This window comes from Planctomycetota bacterium (assembly GCA_016207825.1).
Lineage (GTDB): Bacteria > Planctomycetota > MHYJ01 > JACQXL01 > JACQZI01 > JACQZI01.
The window spans coordinates 134,310-157,512 of record JACQZI010000010.1 but is presented as its reverse complement, the minus strand read 5'-3'; the positions used below and the strand labels follow the sequence as shown (position 1 = coordinate 157,512).

General features: G+C 46.0%; 17 protein-coding genes. 3 read left to right on the top strand and 14 right to left on the bottom strand.

The window, feature by feature from the left end; genetic code table 11:
• Positions 1–74: 74 nt before the first annotated feature.
• From HY811_05505 to HY811_05485, 5 genes are all read right to left on the bottom strand, one after another.
• Positions 75–1,295, bottom strand: a complete 1,221-nt coding sequence (locus HY811_05505) for a DUF2341 domain-containing protein (GenBank protein MBI4834256.1) — start codon at positions 1,293–1,295, stop codon at positions 75–77.
• Positions 1,296–1,391: 96 nt separating this feature from the next.
• Positions 1,392–2,528 (bottom strand): glycosyltransferase family 4 protein, encoded by a 1,137-nt coding sequence (locus HY811_05500; protein MBI4834255.1) that lies wholly within the window; start codon positions 2,526–2,528, stop codon positions 1,392–1,394.
• Positions 2,525–3,289, bottom strand: a complete 765-nt coding sequence (locus tag HY811_05495; protein ID MBI4834254.1) for a glycosyltransferase family 2 protein — start codon at positions 3,287–3,289, stop codon at positions 2,525–2,527. Before HY811_05495 ends, HY811_05500 begins: the two co-directional genes overlap by 4 nt.
• A gap of 11 nt (positions 3,290–3,300) precedes the next feature.
• Complete coding sequence (gene waaF / locus HY811_05490) at positions 3,301–4,335, bottom strand: lipopolysaccharide heptosyltransferase II (GenBank protein ID MBI4834253.1); 1,035 nt, start codon at positions 4,333–4,335, stop codon at positions 3,301–3,303.
• A 2-nt stretch (positions 4,336–4,337) separates the two neighbouring features.
• Positions 4,338–5,267, bottom strand: a complete 930-nt coding sequence (locus tag HY811_05485) for a hypothetical protein (protein ID MBI4834252.1) — start codon at positions 5,265–5,267, stop codon at positions 4,338–4,340.
• A gap of 201 nt (positions 5,268–5,468) precedes the next feature.
• On the opposite strand from HY811_05485, the gene smc reads away from it, so the two are divergent.
• The gene (gene smc, locus HY811_05480) at positions 5,469–9,230 is read left to right on the top strand and encodes a chromosome segregation protein SMC (protein MBI4834251.1); all 3,762 of its coding nucleotides are present in this window, start codon (positions 5,469–5,471) and stop codon (positions 9,228–9,230) included.
• Between the two features lie 112 nt (positions 9,231–9,342).
• Here smc and HY811_05475 read toward each other — a convergent pair whose 3' ends face one another.
• The 9 genes from HY811_05475 to HY811_05435 all read right to left on the bottom strand — a co-directional run bounded on the left by HY811_05475 (position 9,343) and on the right by HY811_05435 (position 21,581).
• Complete coding sequence (locus HY811_05475) at positions 9,343–10,206, bottom strand: hypothetical protein (protein MBI4834250.1); 864 nt, start codon at positions 10,204–10,206, stop codon at positions 9,343–9,345.
• Between the two features lie 571 nt (positions 10,207–10,777).
• On the bottom strand, positions 10,778–11,365 hold the full coding sequence (locus HY811_05470) for a hypothetical protein (protein ID MBI4834249.1): 588 nt from the start codon (positions 11,363–11,365) through the stop codon (positions 10,778–10,780).
• Position 11,366: 1 nt separating this feature from the next.
• Positions 11,367–15,206: a fibronectin type III domain-containing protein gene (locus tag HY811_05465; protein MBI4834248.1), complete on the bottom strand. Its 3,840-nt coding sequence runs from the start codon at positions 15,204–15,206 to the stop codon at positions 11,367–11,369.
• Between the two features lie 238 nt (positions 15,207–15,444).
• Entirely contained in the window at positions 15,445–16,215 is a 771-nt protein-coding gene (locus HY811_05460; protein ID MBI4834247.1) for an enoyl-CoA hydratase/isomerase family protein, read from the bottom strand.
• Between the two features lie 347 nt (positions 16,216–16,562).
• A complete protein-coding gene (gene acs, locus HY811_05455; protein MBI4834246.1) occupies positions 16,563–18,527 on the bottom strand; it encodes an acetate--CoA ligase in 1,965 nt (654 codons plus the stop codon).
• A 438-nt stretch (positions 18,528–18,965) separates the two neighbouring features.
• The gene (locus HY811_05450) at positions 18,966–19,394 is read right to left on the bottom strand and encodes a ferritin (protein ID MBI4834245.1); all 429 of its coding nucleotides are present in this window, start codon (positions 19,392–19,394) and stop codon (positions 18,966–18,968) included.
• Positions 19,395–19,557: 163 nt separating this feature from the next.
• Positions 19,558–20,349: a hypothetical protein gene (locus HY811_05445; protein ID MBI4834244.1), complete on the bottom strand. Its 792-nt coding sequence runs from the start codon at positions 20,347–20,349 to the stop codon at positions 19,558–19,560.
• A 4-nt stretch (positions 20,350–20,353) separates the two neighbouring features.
• Positions 20,354–21,241, bottom strand: coding sequence for a trypsin-like peptidase domain-containing protein (locus HY811_05440; GenBank protein MBI4834243.1), 888 nt, complete (start codon positions 21,239–21,241; stop codon positions 20,354–20,356).
• A gap of 4 nt (positions 21,242–21,245) precedes the next feature.
• Positions 21,246–21,581 carry a hypothetical protein gene (locus tag HY811_05435; protein ID MBI4834242.1) on the bottom strand — a complete coding sequence of 112 codons (336 nt, stop codon included), beginning with the start codon at positions 21,579–21,581 and terminating at the stop codon, positions 21,246–21,248.
• A gap of 298 nt (positions 21,582–21,879) precedes the next feature.
• Here HY811_05435 and nikR point away from each other — a divergent pair, with 298 nt between their 5' ends.
• A complete protein-coding gene (gene nikR / locus HY811_05430) occupies positions 21,880–22,296 on the top strand; it encodes a nickel-responsive transcriptional regulator NikR (GenBank protein ID MBI4834241.1) in 417 nt (138 codons plus the stop codon).
• Between the two features lie 159 nt (positions 22,297–22,455).
• Entirely contained in the window at positions 22,456–23,193 is a 738-nt protein-coding gene (locus HY811_05425) for a transporter (GenBank protein MBI4834240.1), read from the top strand.
• Positions 23,194–23,203: the final 10 nt, after the last annotated feature.

Here is a 23,203-nt window from a genome sequence, read left to right as displayed (position 1 = left end):
ACAAATCACAAATTCCAAATAATATCCAATATGGGTAAATTCCAATTGGGTATTGGAATTTATTTGGAGTTTGGTCATTGGGATTTAGAGTTTTCTGCTTCTTCCTGCCCGATTTCAATCGTCGGACCTGCCGGGCAATATTGCCTGCGCTGGTAATCCGCTTTGATTTCGCCGTCGCCAAGCACCCGGCTCAATATCCGTATCTCATCCATCGCCCCGGAAAAATAATTGGGACCCGGCGGCATCAGGTCTATCCCGAAATATAAATCAGATTTCTGGTATTCCACGCCGTGTATTCTGTCCAGGCAGGATATCAAATCACCCGTCAGTGCGATTTTGTTATCGGGGCTGCCATTAATATAAAACCTTAAATATTCGTTATCATAGGTAAGCGTGATATGCGACCAGTCGCCTGCCTTGACGGCGCTTTCCGACGAATAATAATTCTCCGGCCTGGGCCCGTAAATATAGGTGCAGAGTTTTCCGTCCGCCATGATGTAGAGCGCGTAACTGCCCGGTTTATATATGACCGGTGTATAGTCTGTTAGGGTAGCAGGTTTTATCCAGGCTTCGATGGATATTTTGCTTGTTCCGTTGAAATCGAGGCTGGAGCGGAATGGTATTTGGACGAAATCATCTTTCCCGTTGAAGGTAAGCGCGTCGCCTTTAGTGAAATTGGTTGAATGGTCATCGCCAAATTGCCCGCCGTCTTTTCCTAATCGCCCGGTTTTGGTTACTTTGGCGTGGTTGTTATGGCGGGAACTATCCCGTGTGGATTCGTCCATGTGCCACAAACCACGTGTTTCGTCGTCCGTTTTAAGCTTTGCCATAGTGCTGGTGAAATCCGATACCGGTTTCTGGCTGGCCGATGGCGCGTAATAAAGATGAACCACGGCTTTGCGGTAGGAGAATATTTCCGGGACTTTTACCCAGATGGTCGCTTGTTTGGTCGCATTATTCCATGACTGAATCCAGAAATTTATCGGTCGGTTTTCGTTATCGGTGATTTTTACATCGTTTCCATTAGGGCTAATGCGGCTGAAATCCATGTAGTTGGGCTTGTTTGCATCCTGCCCCTGGATTTCCAGCTTTATCTGGTAATCTTTAAGCGTATAGCCGCCTGATTCGGTAATGGTGAATGGCACGCGGTAGTTGAATCCTTTAAGCCAATTTAACGGATACTGTATTGAGAAACAAGAGGTCAAGATGAAGAAGCAAAAAACACCAATGATTAATGAGCAACAACCCATCACTTTGGTTTTTTTATAGTTATTGAGATGTCTTAATAGTTTCATAATCCTCTATTCACTGGTTACTGTTTACTTTAGCATTCATATTTAGGCTGCAAATTAAACTTATGTCTAAACACACACCATAGTCTTTTATATTTTTTATGTAATTTTCTTATAAACTTCCAAAGTAGAATTAAGGTTGTTTACGAATGAATACTTTAACGCTGTTTGGCGCGCGGCATTACCTATATTCTCCCGGCGGGCAGGGTTGGATAAGTCAGTGAGATATTTGGTAAGCTCATCAGTCTTATGAGGATTTATTATAAAGGAATCGGTTCCGTGGAAGACTACTTCTGAAGCGCCGGATTGATTGCTCACCAGGCTTGGCAATCCGCTTGCCATTGCTTCCAATACCGCCGTACCAAAGGCATCGTATAGGCTCGGAAATATAAAAATATCCGATGCGGCATAGTATTGCTCGATATTTGATTTTGTCCCCGCAAAAATGACTTTGTCTCCTATACCTTTTATATCTGCCAGGAATTTATATTTACCTGTCGCGCCATTCCCGATGACAACCAGTTTAATCGGGATTTCTTTATCCACCCTGGCGATTCCTTCTATGGCATACCGCAATCCCTTGCGCTCGAATCCCGATCCGACAAAAAGCGCCATTAAGTCTTTCTCGGTTATATTAAGTTCCTTGCGGATTGAATCGCGGTATTTGGTGCGGTTGTCCGGCGTAAAGCGTTCCGGGTCTATCCCGTTATAAATCACCGTGATATCGTATTCCGGCACATTATAATATCGCTGGATTTCGCGCTTGACCAGGTTGGAAATACAGATAACCTTTTTATAGTTGCCCGGCAGGAGTGATTTCCTTTCCAAGTGCATAATCGCCCGGTTATGCGGATTAATCAATTGTATAAACCTGCCGATTGGGTTAGCCATTGATGGATGCCTTTGTTTCAGGTATTCCCAGTGAATTCCACTCCCGAAACGGAGAATATCTTGGTAATATGTCCTGCCGAATCCTTGGATGACATCGAACTTTTCTTTCTTTAGCAGGCGCGCGGAATTCTCGGCAAAAGATGCAAGTTTTAACGGAGAATAGAACTTACCGGATATCGGCACCTGGTGGAAGATTATCTCTTTTGGGACAGGGACGTCAATCGTATGGCAAAAGATATGGACTTCATTCCTTAGTTTAATTAATCCTTTGCTTAAATCAGATACATATCTTTCCACCCCGCCTTTGGAGTCGGAATAGTGATAGATTACTAGCGCGATTTTCATTTATCCTTCTTCTTTAACTCCCACATTTTGGCGTATTTATTAAACACATAAAACGCCGAGTTGACCGCAATAATCAAGCCGGCCATGCCGTCAATTAAGCCGAGTTTGAAGAAATAGTTTTCTATGAATTTGACAGGCGGGCGGAAGATAAGATTAATAAGGCAGAAAGATTTGCCTTCCTTGATAAGCGCCTGCGCGGCAGTGGAGGAGAATTTGTTTACTGTTTCAAGCTGGTCGGAAAGGTCAATGTAATTATTATGTATAATCGGATGATTTAGTTTTACGGTTTTGCCTTCTTTAAGTTCAACACGGTCATGCGGGTCAATCCCATCCCATTTGCCCAGGCTTTTTTTCCACAGCCTGAGTTTGTAATCCGGATACCATCCGCCGTGGAGAATCCACCTGCCCAGATAGAATGTTTTCCTTGGCGCATAGAATCCGGCATTGACTGTCACCTCGCCTTTTTCCCAGATAGATTTGATTTCACTTTGGAGTTCATCGGAAAGGTATTCATCGGCATCCAATGATAATACCCAGTCGTTAGTTGCCAAGTCAAGTGCATGGTTTTTCTGTGCGACGAATCCGGGCCATTTGTTATGATGGACTTTATCCGTGTACTGGCGGCAGATTTCCACCGTGCCGTCGGTGCTGCCGGAATCAACCACGATAATTTCATCGCACCACTTTACGCTTTCTAGGCACTTCTTGATATTGTCTTTTTCGTTGAAACATACGACACAGGCTGAAACAGGCGGATTCATAATTATTTCCTTTATATGTAATTTTTTAGCATTGCCTGGCAGGCTTCAAACACTTCGCCGGCCGTTATTTGCGTCATGCATTTATGGTCAATCGGGCAGATGCGCTTATGGCATGGACTGCATGATACTTTTTTATAAATTAGGGCATGCCTGCGTTCAAAAGGCGAGGTCGTTACCGGGTCGGTCGAGCCGAAAATCGCTACCACCGGGGTGGTTAAAGCTGCGGCCATGTGCATGGGGCCGGTATCGTTGGTGACCAGCAAACGGCAGCGCTTGAGGAGCGAAGCCAGCTGTAAAATATCCGTCTGCCCCGACAGATCAATTACCTTATCCTTAGGAACTTTTTTAAGTATCCGGGAGTTCAGCCTTGTTTCGGCCGGTCCGCCGAGGAGTAAAATATAGGCGTCGTAAAAGTTAATCAGTTTAAGGGCTAATTCGATATAGTTTTCCGGCAGCCAGCATTTCGCTTTCCCGTGCGAGGCACCGGCATTGAATCCGATGAGCAATGCCTTTGAGGGGATATTCAAGCGTTTCAATAGGCCGTCGGCCCATTGCTCTTCTTCCGTGCCGCTGTATAGGCGCGGGGCGGAAAAAGGGACGGGTTTGTTAAATATATTCAAGAGGTTCAGGAAATAATATACACGGTGTTGTTTTATAACGTCATCCTTGCGCGGCAGTGATTTGGTCAGGAAGAGCCCGCGGGAGTCACCTTCATAGCCGATCCGTTCCGGGATATTGCTCATGAAGGTTACCAGAGCGGAGTTGAAGGAGCGGGGCAGAATCAGCGCCATATCGAACCGCTTTTTCCTTACATCTTTTGCCATTTTAAAACTGCCGAAGATTTTTCTCCATCCCTCGCCGCGCGTGTGGATGATTATTTCATTGATATCGGGATTATGCTTAAATATCTGGGCGAAATTAGAATGGACCAACACCGCCAGATGGCTTTCCGGAAAGAGCCACCGCATTCCTTTGATGGTTGGGATGCTCATCACGATATCGCCCAGCCAATTAGGCAGGCTTATCAATATCTTTTGCGGTTCCATTTTTATTTCCCCAGTATTTTCCATAAAAATTTATGATAATTAATATTACTATTACAAAAATAGTTTGTCTCTTTTAACGCGCGCTTGTTGTTTTCTCCGATCGCGTTAAGGTATCCCTTCAGCATCCATAATCGGTCAGTCCGGGTAATTATCTGGTCAATATTCAATTTTACCATAGAACGCGCCAGCCTGACAAGGTTTCTTATGCGTTTGGTTAAGCCGAGTTTTTCATGATAGGTAACGCGATCAAGGTCGATAATCCATGTCTTTAAGCCGCCTTTTTCATCAGTCGCAATAAGCAGGTTTTTCATATTAAGGTCGGGATGGGAAAACCCCGCGTTGTGGAACTTGAGCAGGCTTTCGAGAACAGATTTAAAGAGAGTCGCTTTTCTTAAAGATAATTCCTTTTTATCCCTGGTTTTAATGCTTTCTATATATTCAGGCAGTTCAATTGCCCCGCTGATTTCTTTCATTATTACAAATGCCTTGAAAAAGCCCATTCGATGCCCCATTCCTGCCGTCACCCCGATTTTATCTGGACTATCAATCGGGTGTTCCCGAAACGAAGTGGAGCGGGGCCGTTTTAATATAATACCCAGCATTTCCGGAACCGCTAATCCTTTGTTAAAGGCGAGGTTATTGATAAAGAGTTCCCTGATGGCGCGCTTGGTTCCCCAGTAACTGCTTTTTAAAAGTGGTCCGGTTAGGGTTCCTCCACGACGGCATGGCCGGATGACCACCTGCTTGATATCCGGATGTCCGGTGGAAAAGGAGAGCAGTCCTCCTCGGCCCTTACCGCTGATAGGAGTGCTTTTATCAACGAGCGGAATGACTTCTTTTTCCAGCACTTCACGGTAGGACGTTTTGGTTATAACCCAGCCGCCGCTGATTTCACTTGTTACAAATCCTTCCGGTATCTTAAATCCAGTCATTTTATGGTTTCCTAAGTTATGAAATACTAAGAAAATAAATACCATCTTATCGGTAATCTGTCAAAGTAAAAATCCCGCGGCGTTAAACCTTTAAACGCTTATCTTCTCTTACAAAACAGGGCGATTAAACAAGTTCAAATATTTAATATTTATAACGGATTTTTCTTAAGATGGCACTCTTTACAACCGATAAAATCATCTATGAAACTTAGTCGGTTGCAGCTTCGGGGATTCAAGTCTTTCGCCAATCAAACGGAATTCTCCTTTGTAGACGGTTTGACCGGCGTTGTCGGCCCCAACGGCTGCGGAAAGAGCAATATCGTCGATTCTTTTAAGTGGGTGCTGGGCGACCGGAGCGCCAAATCCATGCGCGGAGAGGAAATGCTGGATGTTATCTTTAACGGCGGCAATGGAAATTCGCCCGCCGGCATGGCCGAAGTTTCCCTTTCATTCTCCAACGCGGATAAAACCCTGCCCATGGATTACGACGAGATAACGATAACCCGCCGCCTTTACCGCTCCGGCGAAAGCGAATACCTTATCAATAACCAGACCTGCCGCTTGAAGGATATCCGTGAATTGTTCATGGATACCGGGGTCGGCATGGAATCATACTCTATCATCGAGCAGGGCGGCGTTGATTTTGTCCTTAAAGCCACGCCCGTGGAACGCCGCGGATTATTTGAGGAGGCCGCCGGCATAAGCAAATACAAAGCCCGCCGCAAGGAAGCGGAAGGTAAGCTCGAAAAAGCCCAGCAGGATTTATTGAGGCTGAATGACGTCACGAGGGAAATAAAGCGGGAAATACGCTCCATTAAAATAATGGCGACCAAGGCGCAGAAATACAAGGAAATGGCCGAAGAGATGAAGCGAAAAAAGGCGTCTTTATTCCTGCACCAATATCATACCGTCGTGACCAAGCATAATGAAATTACCCAGATTATTTCTGGCCTGACCGGGGAAGTAAATAGCCTGAAAGTGCAAATTGCCCCTTTGCAGGAAACAATTATCAACCTGGAAAAGAATATCATCACGGTTGAAAATACCATAAAGTCTGAGCAGGAAAGCCTGTTGAATGTATCATCGCAGATTTCAGCCCTTTCGACCGAGATTGAGCACAATACAAAACGCTGTGAAGAGCTCAAGGAAGAGGAAACCCGCGCCAAGGAAGAGCTGGCCGCCTTAACAGGGCAGGCGATTGCCACCCGTCAGACCATCTGCGAAACGATGCACCTCCTGGAAACGGCAAAACAGGAAGCGGAAGCGCTTTCCAACCAGCTCCTTGAGCAGAATAACCTCTTGGAACAAATAGTCAAAGAGGAGAAAACCGTCCATGAAAGCCTGGAATCCAAGCGCAATGACGTCTTTTCCGCCACCCATAAAAAAGCCCAATACCAGAACGATTTGACAGGCATGCAGGCCGAGTTGAAAAACCTCACCCAACGGCGCGAGAAATGCCAAAGCCGCCAGGGAGAAATCGGTTCGGAACTGAATAAGATAAGCGAGACCATGGCGTCTCTTGACAAAGAAGTTTCTGAAGTCCAGGCGAACAAGGAATCCCTGAAGAACGAAAATGCCCAGCTGGAGCAATTATCAAAATCATTAAGCGATGACCTCGAATCGATAGAGAAAAATATCGCCCAATACCAGGCCGAGGTGCATAAGAAATTATCCCGCAAGGAAATCCTCGAGGATTTGGAAGGGCATAACCAGGGTTTGACCAGCGGCGTCAAGGCGGTTTTGGAGGCGATAAAGAATAACCAATCCGCTACTCCGGAATCCGCCGCGGCCGAGCCGACTTTGTCCGCCTGCGGAATATTGGCCGATATCATAAAAGTCGACCCGAAATACGTCACCGCCATCGAAGCGGCTTTAGGCGAATATACGCAGGCAATCGTCACAAAGACCACGGCCGATTCTCTGCGCATCATCGATTTCGTAAAGAAAAACCGCAAGGAAAAAGTCATTACCATATCGTTGGAATCCATAAATAATAATTTTAACCTTAATCCGTCGCTGCCCAGCCTTCCGGGCGTTTTGGGCAAGGTCTCCCAGGTGGTGCGGGCGGAAAAAGAGTTTGAATCAATCGTCGAATGGCTCTTGGGCTCTTATATCCTGGCGGAAAATCTGGATACCGCGCGCGTCATTGCCGGCAATAACCAGCCTTTCCGGCCGGTCGTTACCATGGAAGGGGAGACGATTACCGCCGAAGGCATCATTTCCGGCGGAGTGGTCGAGTCCGGCATCAGCATACTTTCCCGGAAGACCGAACTTTCTGCATTAAAAGACGAGCTCAAGACCATTTCAGATAATATCATACTTTTGGAAGAGCAGAAGGCGAGCAAAGCAGGCGAGATAAACGAGCTGGAAGGCAAAAAGCAGAGATGCCGCCAGAGCATCTACGAGCATGAAATCGCTCTGCTTGACAAGAGAAAATCACAGGAGGAATTCCAGAGGAGAATCGAACTCCTGGGCAAAGAACGCGAGATAAACGAGCTGGAACTGAATGAAACCAACGCGCAGGTGAATAACCTGGCTGAGCGCGCCACCTCAACCGCGGAAATTATTAAAGACATGGAAGCCCATTTGGTAACGCTTCAGGCGGAAATGGATGCCCTGGGGCACAGCATCAATGAATATACGGAAAAGAAGAAAACTTTCAGCCATGCGATAACGGAATTAAAAGTGAATATTTCCTCAACTAACGAGCGGCAGGAATCGCTTAACACCTCAATCGGACAGCTGAATAACCAGGTTGCCCAGACCGAAGCCTCTCTTAAGAATACATCAGACGGCATAACCGAATGCCAAGCCAAAATAAAGGCACTGGAAGAATCCTGCGTTGAATCCGGCAATAAGCTAAACGCTTTAAATTCCGAGAAAGCCCAGATACAGGCTAAGCTGGATGATTATACCAACCAGATGGGGCAGTTAAAAGCGTCGCTTGCCGAGCGGAAATCAGACGAGAATAAAACCACCCGCGAAATCCAGGAAAAAGAAGCCAGGCTCAACGAATTGGGGCTAAAGGAGCGGGAATATTCACTGACGCTTCAGAATATCCGGGATAAAGTGACCGAAGAAACCGGAAATAATATTGAAGAGCTCCATCAGAATTATACGGATGACCAGACGATTAACTGGGAAGAGATAAACCGGCAGGTTTTCGAGATGAAGGAAAAGATGGGAACGATGGTTGATGTGAACCTTTCCTCCATCGACCAGCTTAAGGAGCTTGAAGAACGCCTGGCATTATACGATACGCAGGAGCAGGACCTGGTAAAATCCAAGCAATCCTTGCAGGACCTTATCCGGCGGATGAACCGGGAAAGCCGGGAAAAAATGCTGGAAGTCTTTAATAAAATCCAGGAAAACTTCAATACGGTTTTCCGCAAGTTATTCGGCGGCGGCAGGGCGGAGCTGATTCTTTGCTCTCCTAAATATTCGGAGTCCGTCGCGAACGAAGGAGTTGATGAGCATGCTGAACAAACCGGGGCACCGAAAGAAGCTAATCCAGAAAATACCGCTACTCCACCTCCCCAGGCGCCTGCTGAGCCGGTTAACCCGGAAGATATTGAGCGCTGTGATGATATCTTAGAAGCCGGGGTTGATATCATCGCCAAGCCTCCGGGGAAAGAGCCCACTTCCATAAGGCTGCTTTCCGGCGGAGAAAAGACCATGACCGCGCTGGCATTGATGATGGCGATTTTCCAGCTGAGGCCCAGCCCATTCTGCATTATGGACGAATCCGATGCGGCGCTGGATGAAACAAACGTCGGCAGGTTTATCAGCCTCCTGAAAGAATATATCGCCACCACCCAGTTTATCGTTATTTCGCACAACCAGAAGACCATGCTTACCATGGATCGCCTCTATGGCGTAACGATTGAAACATCCGGCGTGTCCAAAAAAATATCCGTCAAGATGGCCGGCAGGGAAAAAGAGCTTGAGCCGGCGATGGCGTAACCAGGAATACGCTAAACAACGGCAGAAGGATGCCTCGCACGTCACCTTATCCGTTTAACTTATCACTCGCCGGTGATACATAAACCAGCAGGTATCCCGTAAGGGATTGCTATTACCCATGGGAAACCTGCACATCCAGCCCAAGCTGTTTTATCATTTCACCCGGCTTTGCCCCCTTCGAGGACTTCCTATAATCGGGTGTCCCCGAAACGGAGTGGAGCGGGGCGGGATTAGGTATTTCTATGGCGATAAAATCTATATGTGAAGCGCCGCCTGATGCAAATGGGGTTATTTCCGGTAACCGATATTTATTTGCCAGTTGGTTAACAATTTCACTTTCGCCCCGCATGATTTTTTCATCACACTTCATCATGATAATATACTTGCCGGAGCGGGTGATTTGGTTTCTTAAAGCGTTCTTGAACTTGCCGGCCTTATCCGGCAAAGCAATAGAGAACGGGACGCCATCAATAATTTTATCCGTATCTTTTTTCAAAAACTGCTTTAAGTCTTTATCCGCGGATAACGCCATCACGGCCAATGCGCCCAGTCCTTTTATTCCGCCTTTTTTGTAGCCTCTTAAAGGCCCGTTATATTTTACCCACTTTTGGGCGTAGAATTTCTTGCTGAATTGGACGTCATCGGCGAATTTGCCGGATTCATATGCTCGTTTGCGTTTCTCGAAAAACTTTTTCGCCGCCAGATTCTTGCCATCCTTCAACTTATTCATGATTTGCTCGTGGCTTTTATACTTTCCCTTTGAAATAAATTTATCTATCATCTCCCCGGCTGGTTTGGCTATCTTTTCCTCGTAGTCTTTTTTTGTCCGGATGGCTTTTTTGCTTTGGGAGTATGTTTTTTGGGCGGCATCAATGGTGTTTTTTGCCCATTTCTCCACTTCTTCTTCGGGCGCATGGTCGAAAAAAGGCGCCCGCAGGATTGCCTTGAATAAAATTTTATCGGTTGGCGCTGTCATATTTATAACCCCTTATATATTAGCACATTAGATGACAAATCTTTTTAAAAACCTTGCCGCGAGACCGATACCACCCTACCCCCGTGCCCTACCTCCCACGCTCTTAAATCTACCCTCCTACGTGCTTGAATCTACCCGTCCATGCGCTTGAATCTACCCCTCCACGCGCTTGAATCCATCCTTCCACGCGCTTGAATCTCCCCATCCACGCGCCTGAATCTACCCTCCCGTGCGCTTAAATCCACCCTTCCACGCGCTTAAATCTCCCCTTCCACGTGCTTGAATCTACCCTCCCGTGCGCTTAAATCTACCCGTCCACGCGCTTGAATCTACCCTCCCGCGCGCTTAAATCTACCCGTAGCCACACTTAAAACAATGATACTATAATAATGTTAGCCCAAAATGTCAAGGGGAAAGTTTTAATAAGGAGTCCCGAATTCCTTGAACACCTAACAGCTTTTCTATTGGGATAATTTATTAGTGGGTATCTTATTGAAACCGTACCTTAGAAGTCAAATGTTTAGCTGGTTTCGCCGGGCGGTATGCGTCACCGTGTCTATTCCTAACCCATTCAATTTGCGGGGGTCATTCCGCAATAGTGCCCTTTTTCATCAAAATGCAAAATATAGCCGGACATACTATCGCTCACTGAACCGCAACCTGTATAAACCAAAGAAGCGGTCTGCAAAATATTCCCTGTTGCCTCAAGATAGCTAATAACATCTTTTTGGTTGTTCACACTCTCCCTGTCCATAGCTGGAAAACGCATTCCGAACCAAATACCATCAGGAATGCCAAGTAAATCAATAACATCCTTGGTTGTCCAAACGCCCTGATTAAACTGATGCTTGCTCATTATGAGATAAAGAAGAAATACTTGGAAAGGAAAATCTTTATCAGTACGATATAATACGCATGCTTGTTTCCAAGTCATTAGATATATTAACCGGCGAATTGCTCCATCACCATCACCAAAAGGAGCGGCATTTGTCTTTGATAAACTAATCAGATCTTCTTTAAACGCATCAAAATCTTTAATTCCTTGGCCTTCTGGTTGAAAATCCCAATCGGAGCGTTCATTCGTTTGTTCTACAGAAAGACAGCCACTACTTAGACCAAAGCATAATAATAAACTGCTTAACAATACTAGTTTTATCATATTATTTTTTCTTCGGTTTTTCCCCGAATCTAAGCACCCAAAACTTTCCAATATACGGTTTTTCTTTGTTCGTTTCGAAAGTTTTTCCTTTTAGATTTAAGTAAGTAGCAATGTAATCTGTACGACGAGTACATTCGGTCCCGTTTTTTGGGAGCTGAACAGCCTGTTGATTAATTCGGTCTTCTGCATCATCCATATCGTCATAACCCACGGATTCTATAACTACAATTTCAGTTATTCTATCCAAAATATCTCTCTTAATAGTTTCAACTATTACAATATGCGAAGGATATTTTGCTTCTCTACTTGGTGTTGCCCAAGATTTACCATGGGCAATTAAATCACCCTGTTGAATAGGCCCGTTCTCCCCTGTATCTATTTCTCTGAGTTTTTGAAGGAGGATTTCCGTAGTTGCTCCTTCTCCCTCGCCCACTTGATACAGTATTTTCTTTGGTTTTTTTATTCCTTTAGCCATATCAACCATGTCCGCTACAGACCATATGTCCACTTCCCCTTGGGGAATTAAACCAGATTGTAATCCCGCGGAACATACTAATCCACTACAATCTTCGTTCACATATTTATCCTTGGCTCCTAAGCCGTAGGGTAATCCTAAATGTGTTCGCGCCCACTCCCAAATGGTTCGTTCATTGCCCGCATACCCCCCGCATAAAACTTTATGGGCAAATTTAATTCGCGCATTGGCTTCATACATTGCGGCTAGTTTTCCTGTTGCCCCAGTTAATTTAACCGAATTATCAGGAAATTCTTTAGAGTACATGATTAATTTATTTTTATCGTCATACAAGGTAACTTTCGCAAAATAGTAATGGCACCCCTCCTCTTTAGGTTGAGTAAATTTCTTAAGATGCTTCCATTTATCCCAGCCAGCAATAGGATTTGCTGCATACCTAACAGTAACACCAGAATGTCCTTTGCGTTCAGGATCGGAGGGTATTTTATTGCTTATATCAGGATCTCTAGAAGCCGATATTTCAAACCATTTATATTCAATCTTATTAGGATATTCGTCAAGCTTATCTATAGGAATGGTTAGTTTGTCCACCAATTGAATGTTTCTGCTTTCTACCTTACTTTTAAACTCATAAATATAGCTTTTTTTATCCCAGTATTTCAGATCTTTTAAATCCTCGGCAGTTGGCTTCTCTCCCTTATAATAATACTTGAAATCTTTTCCTTCGCGCAGTTTTACTATGCAATATACAGGGAATTCTTCATTAAGTTTAGGGCAATTATTCTGGCTCTTGCTTTTGTGTGTTATGATAAGTTCTAACTCAATTACAGAAACTTCGGCTTTGGCAATTTCGTCTCCTTCATTATCAACAAGCTTTGCTTCAAGAGTGTTGTTTTTCCCTTCGGTCACTTGAACAGGCGTTTTTATCGTAGCAACATCTACCCCTTCTGGTAATTTTTTAACTACCACAAAGACTTGCTGGTTTCCTTTTCCGTCTTTATATTTGCCCAACAAATAATGCTCCGGACTGTAACTGATAGGAATAATATTCCAATCTTGGTTAAAGAAATTCCCTGCGATATTACCGCTTAAAGCCGCCTGTTTATTGCCGCTAATCTCAACCATAAGGGGATAATAATCTCCTGTTAACGATCCTGTATTAGCCGTTATGTTAGATGCTTTAAGTCCAGTTTCATCAAGATAGGTAATTATGGTAAGGCTGTCCGAACCAGCATTACCTATTATATTCTCCGCTTCTACGAATATAATATTGGAATCCGTTAAATCGGGGTTAGCGGCAGGGAAATTAATCTGAGCAGTAAAGGTTCCCTTCCACGCAAAGGGGCGGAAATAAGATGGCGCTTCGGATTGCCCGGTAACCTGCGCGATTGCGATTTGTTCTCCATTAGCAAAGATTTTAACAGAAGCGATGCGCCCTTGACCATTTGTCAAAATATCAGCCAAGGGGTCTCTAACCGTTCCGCTGACGATAAGTGAAATAATGCCATTAGCATTAATAGATACATCTGAAAGTTGGACGTCGTTAAGTGTTATTTCCGGTGTAGGGTCGGAAACGGGCAGGTATTCTCCAACAGGCACGATTTCGCCATCATTATTTTTAGTTACCAGTTCTATTTTCAGAACCAATGCCTCTATCCCTCCAGCCATCGCCAGCAGATTAAATTTCGCCCCGCCTAATAATGGCACTGTCGCAGGCAACGTTCCTTCGCCAATTAATATAGCTATTCCTTTATTCAGTCCTAAAGGTGAAAATGTGCCTTTTAGGGAAATCGTCACTTTCTCACCTGTTACAAGTAAATCACTCTTTACTATTACATTATACGTAATGACTATTTCGCCGGTTTTAAGATTAAGAGTACCAACTGAAAGGGCTTCGGTATTATTAGCAATATCAAGTTTCCCGAAGTTTGTACCGTTTACTATTATCGGGGTTCCTTTGTAGGCAGAACTAATGATAGTGACCGAAGCAATATCCGCATTACTTGTCGGTTCAATACTAACTTTAAGACTTCCGCTCAAAGTTGTGCTGATTATGCCGTTAGCAGTTTCTATATGCACCACATTGGAACAGCCGCCTTCTACGAGATACAAATCAACCGTAGTCGGCAAACCGGAAAGAAGCGTCAGATAATCTATCAATGCGGCAAGTGAAGAACCAAAAGCCGTCCGCGCTTCAGCGGTCATTTCGGCATCCGTTAATTCTGCTAATTTCTTGGCGATAGAATTAAGCGGGCCGAGCGCTGATTTATAATCATTTATAATAAGATATGATTTTGCTTCATTTAAACGGTCAGAGAAGGATTGGTAAAGCCCCGGCTTGATAATACCCGCTTTTACATTATTAAGTTCGGTAATAGTTTCATCTATAGTCGGGATATGAGCAAAGGTAACAGCCGCGGCCATATTGGATGGTACGCTATTGCCGGCCACATTATAAGCCTTAATCCGGTAATAATGAACCGTGCCCGGAGAAAGATTCGTATGAGAATAAGTAACGGCGGGCGCTTCTGGATTGGATTCTACAACCGCAATCTGGACAAACGGGTCGTGGCAACTGGTTTTGCTTTCTATAATATACCCATCTTCATTATTCGAATTGTCCTGCCAGGTAAGATTGATTTGCGATGAGGAAACCGCTGTAGCAACCAGGTTACTCGGCGCGGCGGGTGGCTGGATTTGCGGTGCGAAATCTACCACCGCCGGAACCGCCTGCATATTATGGACCGTGCCGGTGAGGAAATAATTCCTGATTATCGTCCCACTGCTATTTGTAATACTATAAGTAAAAGAGCTTGTTCCGGCCTGCTTGCTTTTCCATGTTATGCTAAAAGCCAAGCGGTTCGGGTCGCTGGCAGGCACACCCTCGTAATACCACATCCACGGGTCAACGATTATCCAGCCGGTCCCCCTCCTTGATATGCCGGTAGAAAACGCCCCGGATGTAACATGGTCCGCTTCCACAACGTTCGAGTCAAAGGTTATCTTTAAATAACCCATACAAAAATATCCGAACAAATCACCTTCGTCCCAGGTTATAAAATGTTTGCAGGTTTTAGTCTGGCCCGCCTCGGAGAAATTTTCTGTCCCGGATGAGTCAACCTTAACATGCAAGGTATTGTTCCCTGTGAATTGGAGCTGGGTATTGGATGAATCAAGATTATCCGATGCCTTGGTAATTTCTTCTTTAAGAACGGCTTGAGAAAATCCGGCTAATTCATTTGAGGTAGATGTAGTTTCATTGCCGGCAGATGAACCCGATGTAACATCTTCCGCATTAATACCTAAGCCTAAAACCATCCAGCCCAAAAGCACAATTAATCCGGCTTGCTTTACCTTGCTCAGCATAAATCCTCCTTTTACATATTATATTGCTATAGACTACTTCCCCTGATTGCTGCAATACGCAAAGATGTGAACTCAATTAATCAGGATTCAGCTTTATATTAATGGCAAGTATAATCCAACTATATTCATTTGTCAACTAAAATATTTTAATTTGGTTAAATACTTTTACCCCACCCCATCCCGATTACAGGGAGTTACGCGGAGGGAAGCAGAGTGGGGCTGTATTAGCAGGATGGCTTTATCTATTCTTCCATTCGGGCTTCCGCTTTTCCATAAACGCTTTTAATCCTTCGTTGGCGTCTTTGGTCAGCATCAGCGAGTTAAGGTAGATATTTTCCACTTCCTCCAGATGGTTTAGGAATTCCTTGTCAGACCTTCCCATGGCGGCTTTGCGGGTGAATTTCAAGACCGGTGCGCTTAAAGAGGCTACTTTACCTATCAACTTATTGGATTCCGCTTCAAACTGGTCTGCCGGGAAGACCTTATTTACCAATCCCAGCTTTTCTGCCTCTGCGGCAGAAATGATGCTGCCGGTTAAGAGGAGTTCCAAGGCTTTTTTCTGATTGATTATCTTGGGCAGTGCCACGCAGGCGACCGGCGGGAAGACCCCGACCTGTATTTCCGGCTGCCCGAATTTAGCGTCGTCGCGGGCTAATATCATATCGCAGAAGAGCGCCACTTCGCATCCGCCGCCCAGGCAGGAACCGTAAACGAGGGCAAGCGACGGCTTATTAATTTTTACCATAAAGCGGAAGATTTGGTGAAATATCTTTATCATCTCGGCGGCGCTGTCGCCCATGTGCTCGCCCACGTCAACCCCGGCGGAAAACGCCTTGTGCTCAGCGCAAAATACTATCAGGCGCAAATCCTTTTCCTCGACCAGTCCTTCCAGTGCCTGGTTGATTTCCTTCATCATTTCGATATTAAGGATATTTAAGGGCGGACGGTTAAAAATAATCCGCGCGACTCCTTCGGCAAACTCGAACCTGATATTTTTATATTCGGTCATATTATTCACTCCTTATTTATATTGAGGCTGATTGTATTAGATATTAAAAGAAACTTCAAGATTTTTAACTTGTAATTCACTGCAGTCTCGTCGCAGTCCCACCTTGACAGGATTCGTCTGTCATTCCCGCGAAAGCGGGAATCCAGAGGAATTAAAAGACTGGATTCCGCATCAAGTGCGGAATGACACATAGTATATTTGATACCCTGTGCACCCTGTCTCGACGGTAAACTGGTTGGGACAAGACACTTAATTCAGTCGTTTGGCCCGATTATAGATGTGCCATGGCAATAAAAAACCCCGTCTCGACAACTTGTCGGGACGGGGTTATAGGTATTAACTAAAGGTTATTTCGCCAATTTTGCAGCTGCTTCCTTGGCATCCACCAGGATCTTATCCACGACCGACGGATCGGCCAGCGTGGAAGTATCGCCGATATTGCTCATATCGCCTTCGGCAATCTTCCTAAGGATACGCCTCATAATCTTGCCGCTGCGTGTCTTGGGGAGCGCCGGGGCAAAGAGGATGATATCCGGCTTGGCTATCGGTCCGATTACCTTGGTGATGTGGCCGGTGAGCTCTTTTTTCAGCTCGTCGCTTCCCGCGTTGCCGCCTTTAAGGGTGACATAGGCATAGATGCCCTGTCCCTTAATTGCGTGGGGAAATCCGACCACGGCTGATTCGGCAACTTTCGGGTGGGAAACCAGGGCGCTTTCCACTTCGGCCGTTCCGATGCGGTGTCCGGAAACGTTGATGACGTCATCAACGCGTCCCATCAGCCAGTAGAAATTGTCTTCATCCTTGCGGGCGCCGTCTCCCGTGAAATACTTGCCCGGGAACCTGGTGAAGTATGTATCAAAGAACCGTTTCTGGTCGCCGTAGACGCCGCGCATCATTCCGGGCCAGTCCTGGTTAATGCAGAGGTATCCGCCTTCGTTGGTCTTAACAGGTTTGCCTTCCACGTTGACGACTTCTGGAAGGACTCCGAAGAACGGGACTGATGCCGAACCGGGTTTCACCGCTGTGGCGCCCGGGAACGGGGTAATCAGTATCCCGCCGGTTTCGGTCTGCCACCAGGTATCCAGAATCGGGCATTTTTCCTTGCCGATATTCTTGTAATACCATATCCAGGCCTCCGGGTTAATCGGTTCGCCGACGCTGCCGAGTATGCGTAGGGATTTAAGCGAATGCTTATTGGGCCATTCTTCGCCGCAACCCATTAGCGCGCGGATGGCGGTCGGCGCGGTGTAGAAAATGCTTACCTTGTGTTTGTCGACGGCTTCCCAGAAGCGGTCGGCTTTCGGATAGGTCGGTATGCCTTCGAACATCACTTCGGTCGCGCCCGCGGCCAGCGGCCCGTAAACGATGTAGCTATGGCCGGTAACCCAGCCGATATCGGCCGTGCACCAGAAGATATCGTCATCGTGGCAGTCGAATATCCATTTGAATGAGAGATAGGTATAAACCGAGTATCCGCCTGTCGTATGCATGACGCCTTTGGGTTTCCCGGTGCTTCCGCTGGTGTAAAGGATAAAGAGCGGGTCTTCCGCGTCCATTTCTTCCGGCTTGCACGTTTCAGCGATGCTCTTATCGTTCATCAGGTCATGGAACCAGGTATCGCGCCCGGATATCATGTTAATATTAACATTGGCGTGTTTGACCACGACAACGCTCTTGATTGAGGGGCATTTCTCGATTGCTTTATCCGCGGTTTCTTTCATCGGGATATTCTTGCCGCCGCGGAAACCGCCGTCTGATGTAATCATCATGGACGATTTGCAGTCCTGGATGCGGTCAATCAGGGATTCCGCGCTGAATCCGCCGAATACCACGCTGTGGATGGCGCCGATGCGCGCGCAGGCAAGCATGGCTACCGGCAGTTCCGGAATCATCGGGAGATATATGGTAATCCTGTCGCCTTTTTTGGCGCCGAGTTTCTTCAGGGCGTTGGCGAATTTATTTACCTGTTTGTAAAGCTGCGCATAGGTGAATTTGCGCGTCTCGCCGTTGTCCGCTTCCCAGATTATGGCGACTTTATCCTTTGCCTTGGTTTCCATATGCCTGTCCAGGCAGTTGTAGGAGGCGTTCATTTTGCCGCCGACGAACCACTTGATTTGGGCCTTGGCAAAGTTGCTGTCGCGGACTTTATCCCATTTCTTGAACCAGTGTAATTCGCTGGCGCGTTCGCTCCAGAATTTATCGGGATTGTTGATTGATTCATCGTATAGTTCCTTGTATTGCTTGAAGCTCTTGATATAAGCCTTTTCGGAGACCGACTTGGGCGGCTCGAACTTCCTTTTTTCATCCATCATGGATGTGATGGTGTTTGCCTCAATCAAATCGTCTGAGGCGGCTTTGGCCGGCGCGCCGGCCGGGGGCTTGCATGCCTTTTTGTTCTTGTCTTGCGGTGTCCCGCAGCAATTGCAATCCATAGTTCTCTCCTTTCTATGAGAATCTAATATAGTTTATGGAATCGTGCATATAAGCAGGTAAAGCGAACCTTGTCAAAATAATTGCGCCAATACAATGAAAAAGTGGTGTGCTGTATCCGAAACTGTCCGACCGCATTTTCATTAATCGCAAAGTTGCACTCTGATATCTAAGGCGATGTTTTAGGGTCTCCTACCCCGCCCCAGCGCGTGCCGGGGCGGGATGGAGACTTACTTCTTGCCTTTTTTCTTGGCTTTAGCTTTCTTGCCGCATCCGCATCCGCAATTCGTCATATTTCTCTCCTTATTAACTATAAAGATTTATATCTCTTCAGCAATCGAGCTGAAAGTATCGTGGTGGTCTTCCTCATCTTCGAGTATTTCGCGGAAGATTCTGTTGGTCACTTCATCGCCTTCTTTCTTGGCTAAGGCGATTATTTTATTGTAAAGGACAATGGCGCCTTCTTCATCCTTGACATCGCGGTTAATCATTTCCTTTAGGGTCTTGCCGACAAAGATGGGTTCGGGCTTGGTGGTGGGGGTTCCGCCCAGGTAGAAGAGACGCTCGGCGATTTTCTCGGCGTGTTTCATTTCCGCCACGGCGATTTCCTTAAGGCCGTCTTTTACGGCGTAGCCTTTTACCCCGCTCCACTGGACGTGCTGCCACATATACTGGACGGCGACCTGCAGTTCGCGGGCGATGCCTTTGTTCAGGAGTTCCAGGAGCTGTTTTGATGCCTTTGGTGCCATATTTTTCCTCCTTTATATTTATGTAATCTGTATTTACTAGAATAGCGCATTATAAAAACAATCTGATTTAATGTCAAGCAAAATTTCAAGGCGGCTTTGGATTTAGAACCATACAAAAAGAGGCAATCACCCCGGCCGGAAGAAGCCGGGGTTTTGCCTGTCCTTACACCTGCGATACCTGGAGTGAAATCTTCAGGAGTGCTCCCTGCTTGGCAAAGTCAAGATGGGAAGCACCGCCGGGCGTAAACGATTCCAATCCCAACGCAGGGTCAATGAAACCCTGTATCAAGGTATTGATAACCGTGTTCTCCGCCGTGATTACCGGCATCGAGTAATTGGCATTGAAAATCACCACGCCCGCTTGGACGAGCCTTTCCATCAAGGCTGCCTTTAAGGCCTGGACGAGTTCAATTCTGCATACACGATACGGTCCACCGACTACGCCGGTATCCTGAGGACGCAACATACCCGCGGCCATTGGCTCTCCGATGAGCCAGTGGGTCGCAATGGTAGCCGCGCCGGAATCGCGCCGCTTATCGCCGGTCAGCCTTAAGACGCCTTTGCCGATGGCCTCGGACCAGAATTTCTTGGCAAAAGAAACTACGTCCTTGAATCTTTTGGCAACCACGCCGTCGACTGTCTCGAACATCCGATTGAGCTTGTCGTTCCACTGGTTATACGACTGCTGAAGGTTTTGGTCGTGCGCGTTCTTCATCATGTCGTAGGTCTTACCGCTCTTGGAACGATAGGCAGAGTTAAAGACGTTTGCCCATGCCTGATTAGAGGTTTCCACAACCTTGTTCTGGAAAGCCGCTTCATCGGGTATCTTGGAATTGCGGCGGTCATTGATGAGCGACGCAACTGTCTGCAAAACGTCTGACCACTTCTGCTCCATATCCGGGGAAGGGGGCACGTTCGCTGGTATCCACAGGTCTACTTTAGATACGATTGTCATGTTGTTACTCCTTTCTTTGGGTTAGGCTGACAAGCCGGTCTCTCTGATTAGTGTCTAGCTCACCAATCACCGGCACATCAGCAGTTTCACCCTTTGACTTATGCTCATCGCAGTTCATCAAAGGCGAGCTTGCACCGCAAAGGCGCAAAGAACAGAAAGAAGACTTATTAAGAATCTTCTCCGTGTCCTTTGAGTCTCTGTGGCTATCTAAGAAATCGTATATTTGATTAATAGGAACAATCCCCGCCATTGTGGTAATAAGCTGGTTGCCATAGAGCCGAACCCAAACCGCTATCCCTATTAATTCATGAGTTCGTTTATCGAACACTGGGCCTCCTGAATTTCCGGGAAGTATCGGGGCAGAAATCTCCCAGCTATCAATATTGATTGCGGTAATCATTCCTTCCGATGGCCGTGGAGCCAGCCCCAAAGAACAACCCACCACGTATACAGGCGTAAAGAGGTAAGGCTTATAGTCCTTCGGGGCAAGACGTCCACAGTCAGAAAGGGGGCGGGAGGAGGCGGTTATTTTAATAAGCGCTAAATCCCTGGTAGTATCTGTTATTACTACAGATGCCGGTAATAGTTCCTCTGTCCATTTATAATAATCGTATACATGTATTATTACAGATGATTCCTTGCCTACCACATGAGCCGCAGTTAATACATACCCCTCGCTATTGATAATAACGCCCGAACCCGTGCCGAAGCCTGTGGTAACCTTAACGGTCGGTTTCAGTAATTCATTATATTCCTTTTCATACGGGTTGTCAGCAGTCGGCAAGACCCGTATAATCCGGACATCTGAAGGCAATTCAGCAGGCCTGGTTACCAATGCGGTAAACCAAATCGCCAAAATCCCTAAAACTATAATAATTATTATGCGTTTCACGTTCTTATCCTTCCTTTCTCTCCCTGATATCGCTCCTGCGCGGAGTGGCTAATTTCTCTTCCCAGATTGCCATCCATTCCCTATAGAAAGAATAGCTCCAGAGCCTTCTGCCGGTCTTCTCAAAGACGCCCTTATACATCTTGTTCCGCTGGCTGGTTGATAACAAAGGCCTTGAACCCCATCTTAACGGTGCCCGATTGCTCCGCTTACGCTTGGGATAGTAAGATAGGTAGCAATACCGGCAATATCCCATGTTTCTGGCAGTCCAGCTGATGGGATTGTTACCGTTTGGTAACGGGTTCTCGCATTTGTCTTCTTTACATTTTCTTAATTCTTTCATATATTCTTTCCGGTCGCTTATAGCGAACCTCGCCCTTTTGGGCGGGAAGGCTTCAGGAAGGCATCATCACCTTCCTTCCCTCCACTTATACAGTCCGGAATTTGGCTGAAGTAACAAGAAATCTTTAGAAAATCAGGAAATAGTTGAAATTATTTATGACAAGAGATATCCGCAGAATCGATAGTATGATCCCATTACTTGTTATAAAAAAATAGCGCCTTATAAAAATCATATAAAATACTTGACATTATTATTTATTAGTGCTACGATATAGATATTCGTGATACTGGAGGTTTCTATGGCTAAACTGGTTAGATTTGGAGTATCGCTGGAAAAAGACCTGCTGGATGATTTCGACCGCTTTATCCGGGAAGGCGGTTTTACCAACCGATCCCAGGGCCTGCGCAGTTTAATCCGGGAACAGCTGGTCAAGAGGGAATGGCTTAAGGGCAAAGAGGTTGCCGGCACCATCACCCTGGTCTATGACCACCACCGACGCGAACTGGTCACAAAACTTATTTCCGTCCAGCACGATTTCCACGATGCCATTGTCTCTACCCAGCATATACACTTAGACCATAATAACTGCCTGGAAATCGTGGTGGTTAAAGGCAAGCCTAATCAGGCACAGGAATTGTTGCAGGCGCTGAAGGCCACCAAAGGCGTCAAGCACTGCGTCATATCAATGGCGACCACCGGACATAAGATACCATAGATGAGAATATATTTTTTATGCTATAGTAACACGATTATTAAATGAGTGTTACGTGATTGGCCGGCCATGACGACGCCTGTCCTTTCGTCGGGATGGGTGGGCTGGTCAATCACACCTCATTATTTGTGAAGTGTTTCATGACGATAAGGAGTGTGAATTATGAAACGAATTATCATGATAATTTGCATATTGATGGCTACCGCATCAGACGCCCTGCCATGCCGGCCGCTAGTTACTGAGGACTGCGGAACGACACCGATTAATAAGTTGTCTATGGAAGTGGGATTTGAATTTACCATGCCGGAAAATACTAATACGGATTACACCGTGACTAATGTTTTCAATTATGGACTATCCGATAATTTAGATGCAGGGATAGAGATACCGTTGGTTAATCTGACCCAGGATACCTATGGCATAGGCGATATAACCCTCCGTTCTAAATATCTGATTTTGCCTGAAAACGACACGCGCCCGGCCATGCTGGTTAAGCTGGCGCTAAAAACCCCCAGTGGAAGTGAATCCAAAAGCCTGGGCTCCGGTAAAACCGATGCCGGTCTTCTCTTTGTTATTACCAAATCATTCGGTGATTTAACCTTATTCGCAAACGGCGGATATAATGTAATTGACCTGCCCAAATCTGATATCTGGAATGACAACAGTGGTTTCTTCGGAATCGGGTTACAGCAAGCTATTGGCAAAGACTTAACCCTGCTGGGTGAAATAACCTCGGAACCATATTGGGGAACAGATTTTTCTGATAACCCGGTCACGGGGGCGGTCGGAATAACATGGGGCATTAACCAAAAGGTTACCATGGACTTTGCCGTAAGATTAGGCTTGAACGACAGCAACCGTGATTACGCAGTCATTAACGGAATCAGTATAAACTTTTAAAAGGAGAATA

Excerpts from the sequence above, each read along its gene's own strand:
- HY811_05485 (MBI4834252.1), bottom strand. The coding sequence starts at position 5,267 with ATGACTGGATTTAAGATACCGGAAGGATTTGTAACAAGTGAAATCAGC.
- smc (MBI4834251.1), top strand. The coding sequence starts at position 5,469 with ATGAAACTTAGTCGGTTGCAGCTTCGGGGATTCAAGTCTTTCGCCAAT.
- HY811_05435 (MBI4834242.1), bottom strand. The coding sequence starts at position 21,581 with ATGAAAGAATTAAGAAAATGTAAAGAAGACAAATGCGAGAACCCGTTA.
- HY811_05465 (MBI4834248.1), bottom strand. The coding sequence starts at position 15,206 with ATGCTGAGCAAGGTAAAGCAAGCCGGATTAATTGTGCTTTTGGGCTGG.
- nikR (MBI4834241.1), top strand. The coding sequence starts at position 21,880 with ATGGCTAAACTGGTTAGATTTGGAGTATCGCTGGAAAAAGACCTGCTG.
- HY811_05445 (MBI4834244.1), bottom strand. The coding sequence starts at position 20,349 with ATGACAATCGTATCTAAAGTAGACCTGTGGATACCAGCGAACGTGCCC.
- HY811_05495 (MBI4834254.1), bottom strand. The coding sequence starts at position 3,289 with ATGAATCCGCCTGTTTCAGCCTGTGTCGTATGTTTCAACGAAAAAGAC.
- HY811_05500 (MBI4834255.1), bottom strand. The coding sequence starts at position 2,528 with ATGAAAATCGCGCTAGTAATCTATCACTATTCCGACTCCAAAGGCGGG.
- acs (MBI4834246.1), bottom strand. The coding sequence starts at position 18,527 with ATGATGGATGAAAAAAGGAAGTTCGAGCCGCCCAAGTCGGTCTCCGAA.
- HY811_05475 (MBI4834250.1), bottom strand. The coding sequence starts at position 10,206 with ATGACAGCGCCAACCGATAAAATTTTATTCAAGGCAATCCTGCGGGCG.
- HY811_05460 (MBI4834247.1), bottom strand. The coding sequence starts at position 16,215 with ATGACCGAATATAAAAATATCAGGTTCGAGTTTGCCGAAGGAGTCGCG.
- waaF (MBI4834253.1), bottom strand. The coding sequence starts at position 4,335 with ATGGAACCGCAAAAGATATTGATAAGCCTGCCTAATTGGCTGGGCGAT.
- HY811_05425 (MBI4834240.1), top strand. The coding sequence starts at position 22,456 with ATGAAACGAATTATCATGATAATTTGCATATTGATGGCTACCGCATCA.
- HY811_05470 (MBI4834249.1), bottom strand. The coding sequence starts at position 11,365 with ATGATAAAACTAGTATTGTTAAGCAGTTTATTATTATGCTTTGGTCTA.
- HY811_05450 (MBI4834245.1), bottom strand. The coding sequence starts at position 19,394 with ATGGCACCAAAGGCATCAAAACAGCTCCTGGAACTCCTGAACAAAGGC.
- HY811_05505 (MBI4834256.1), bottom strand. The coding sequence starts at position 1,295 with ATGAAACTATTAAGACATCTCAATAACTATAAAAAAACCAAAGTGATG.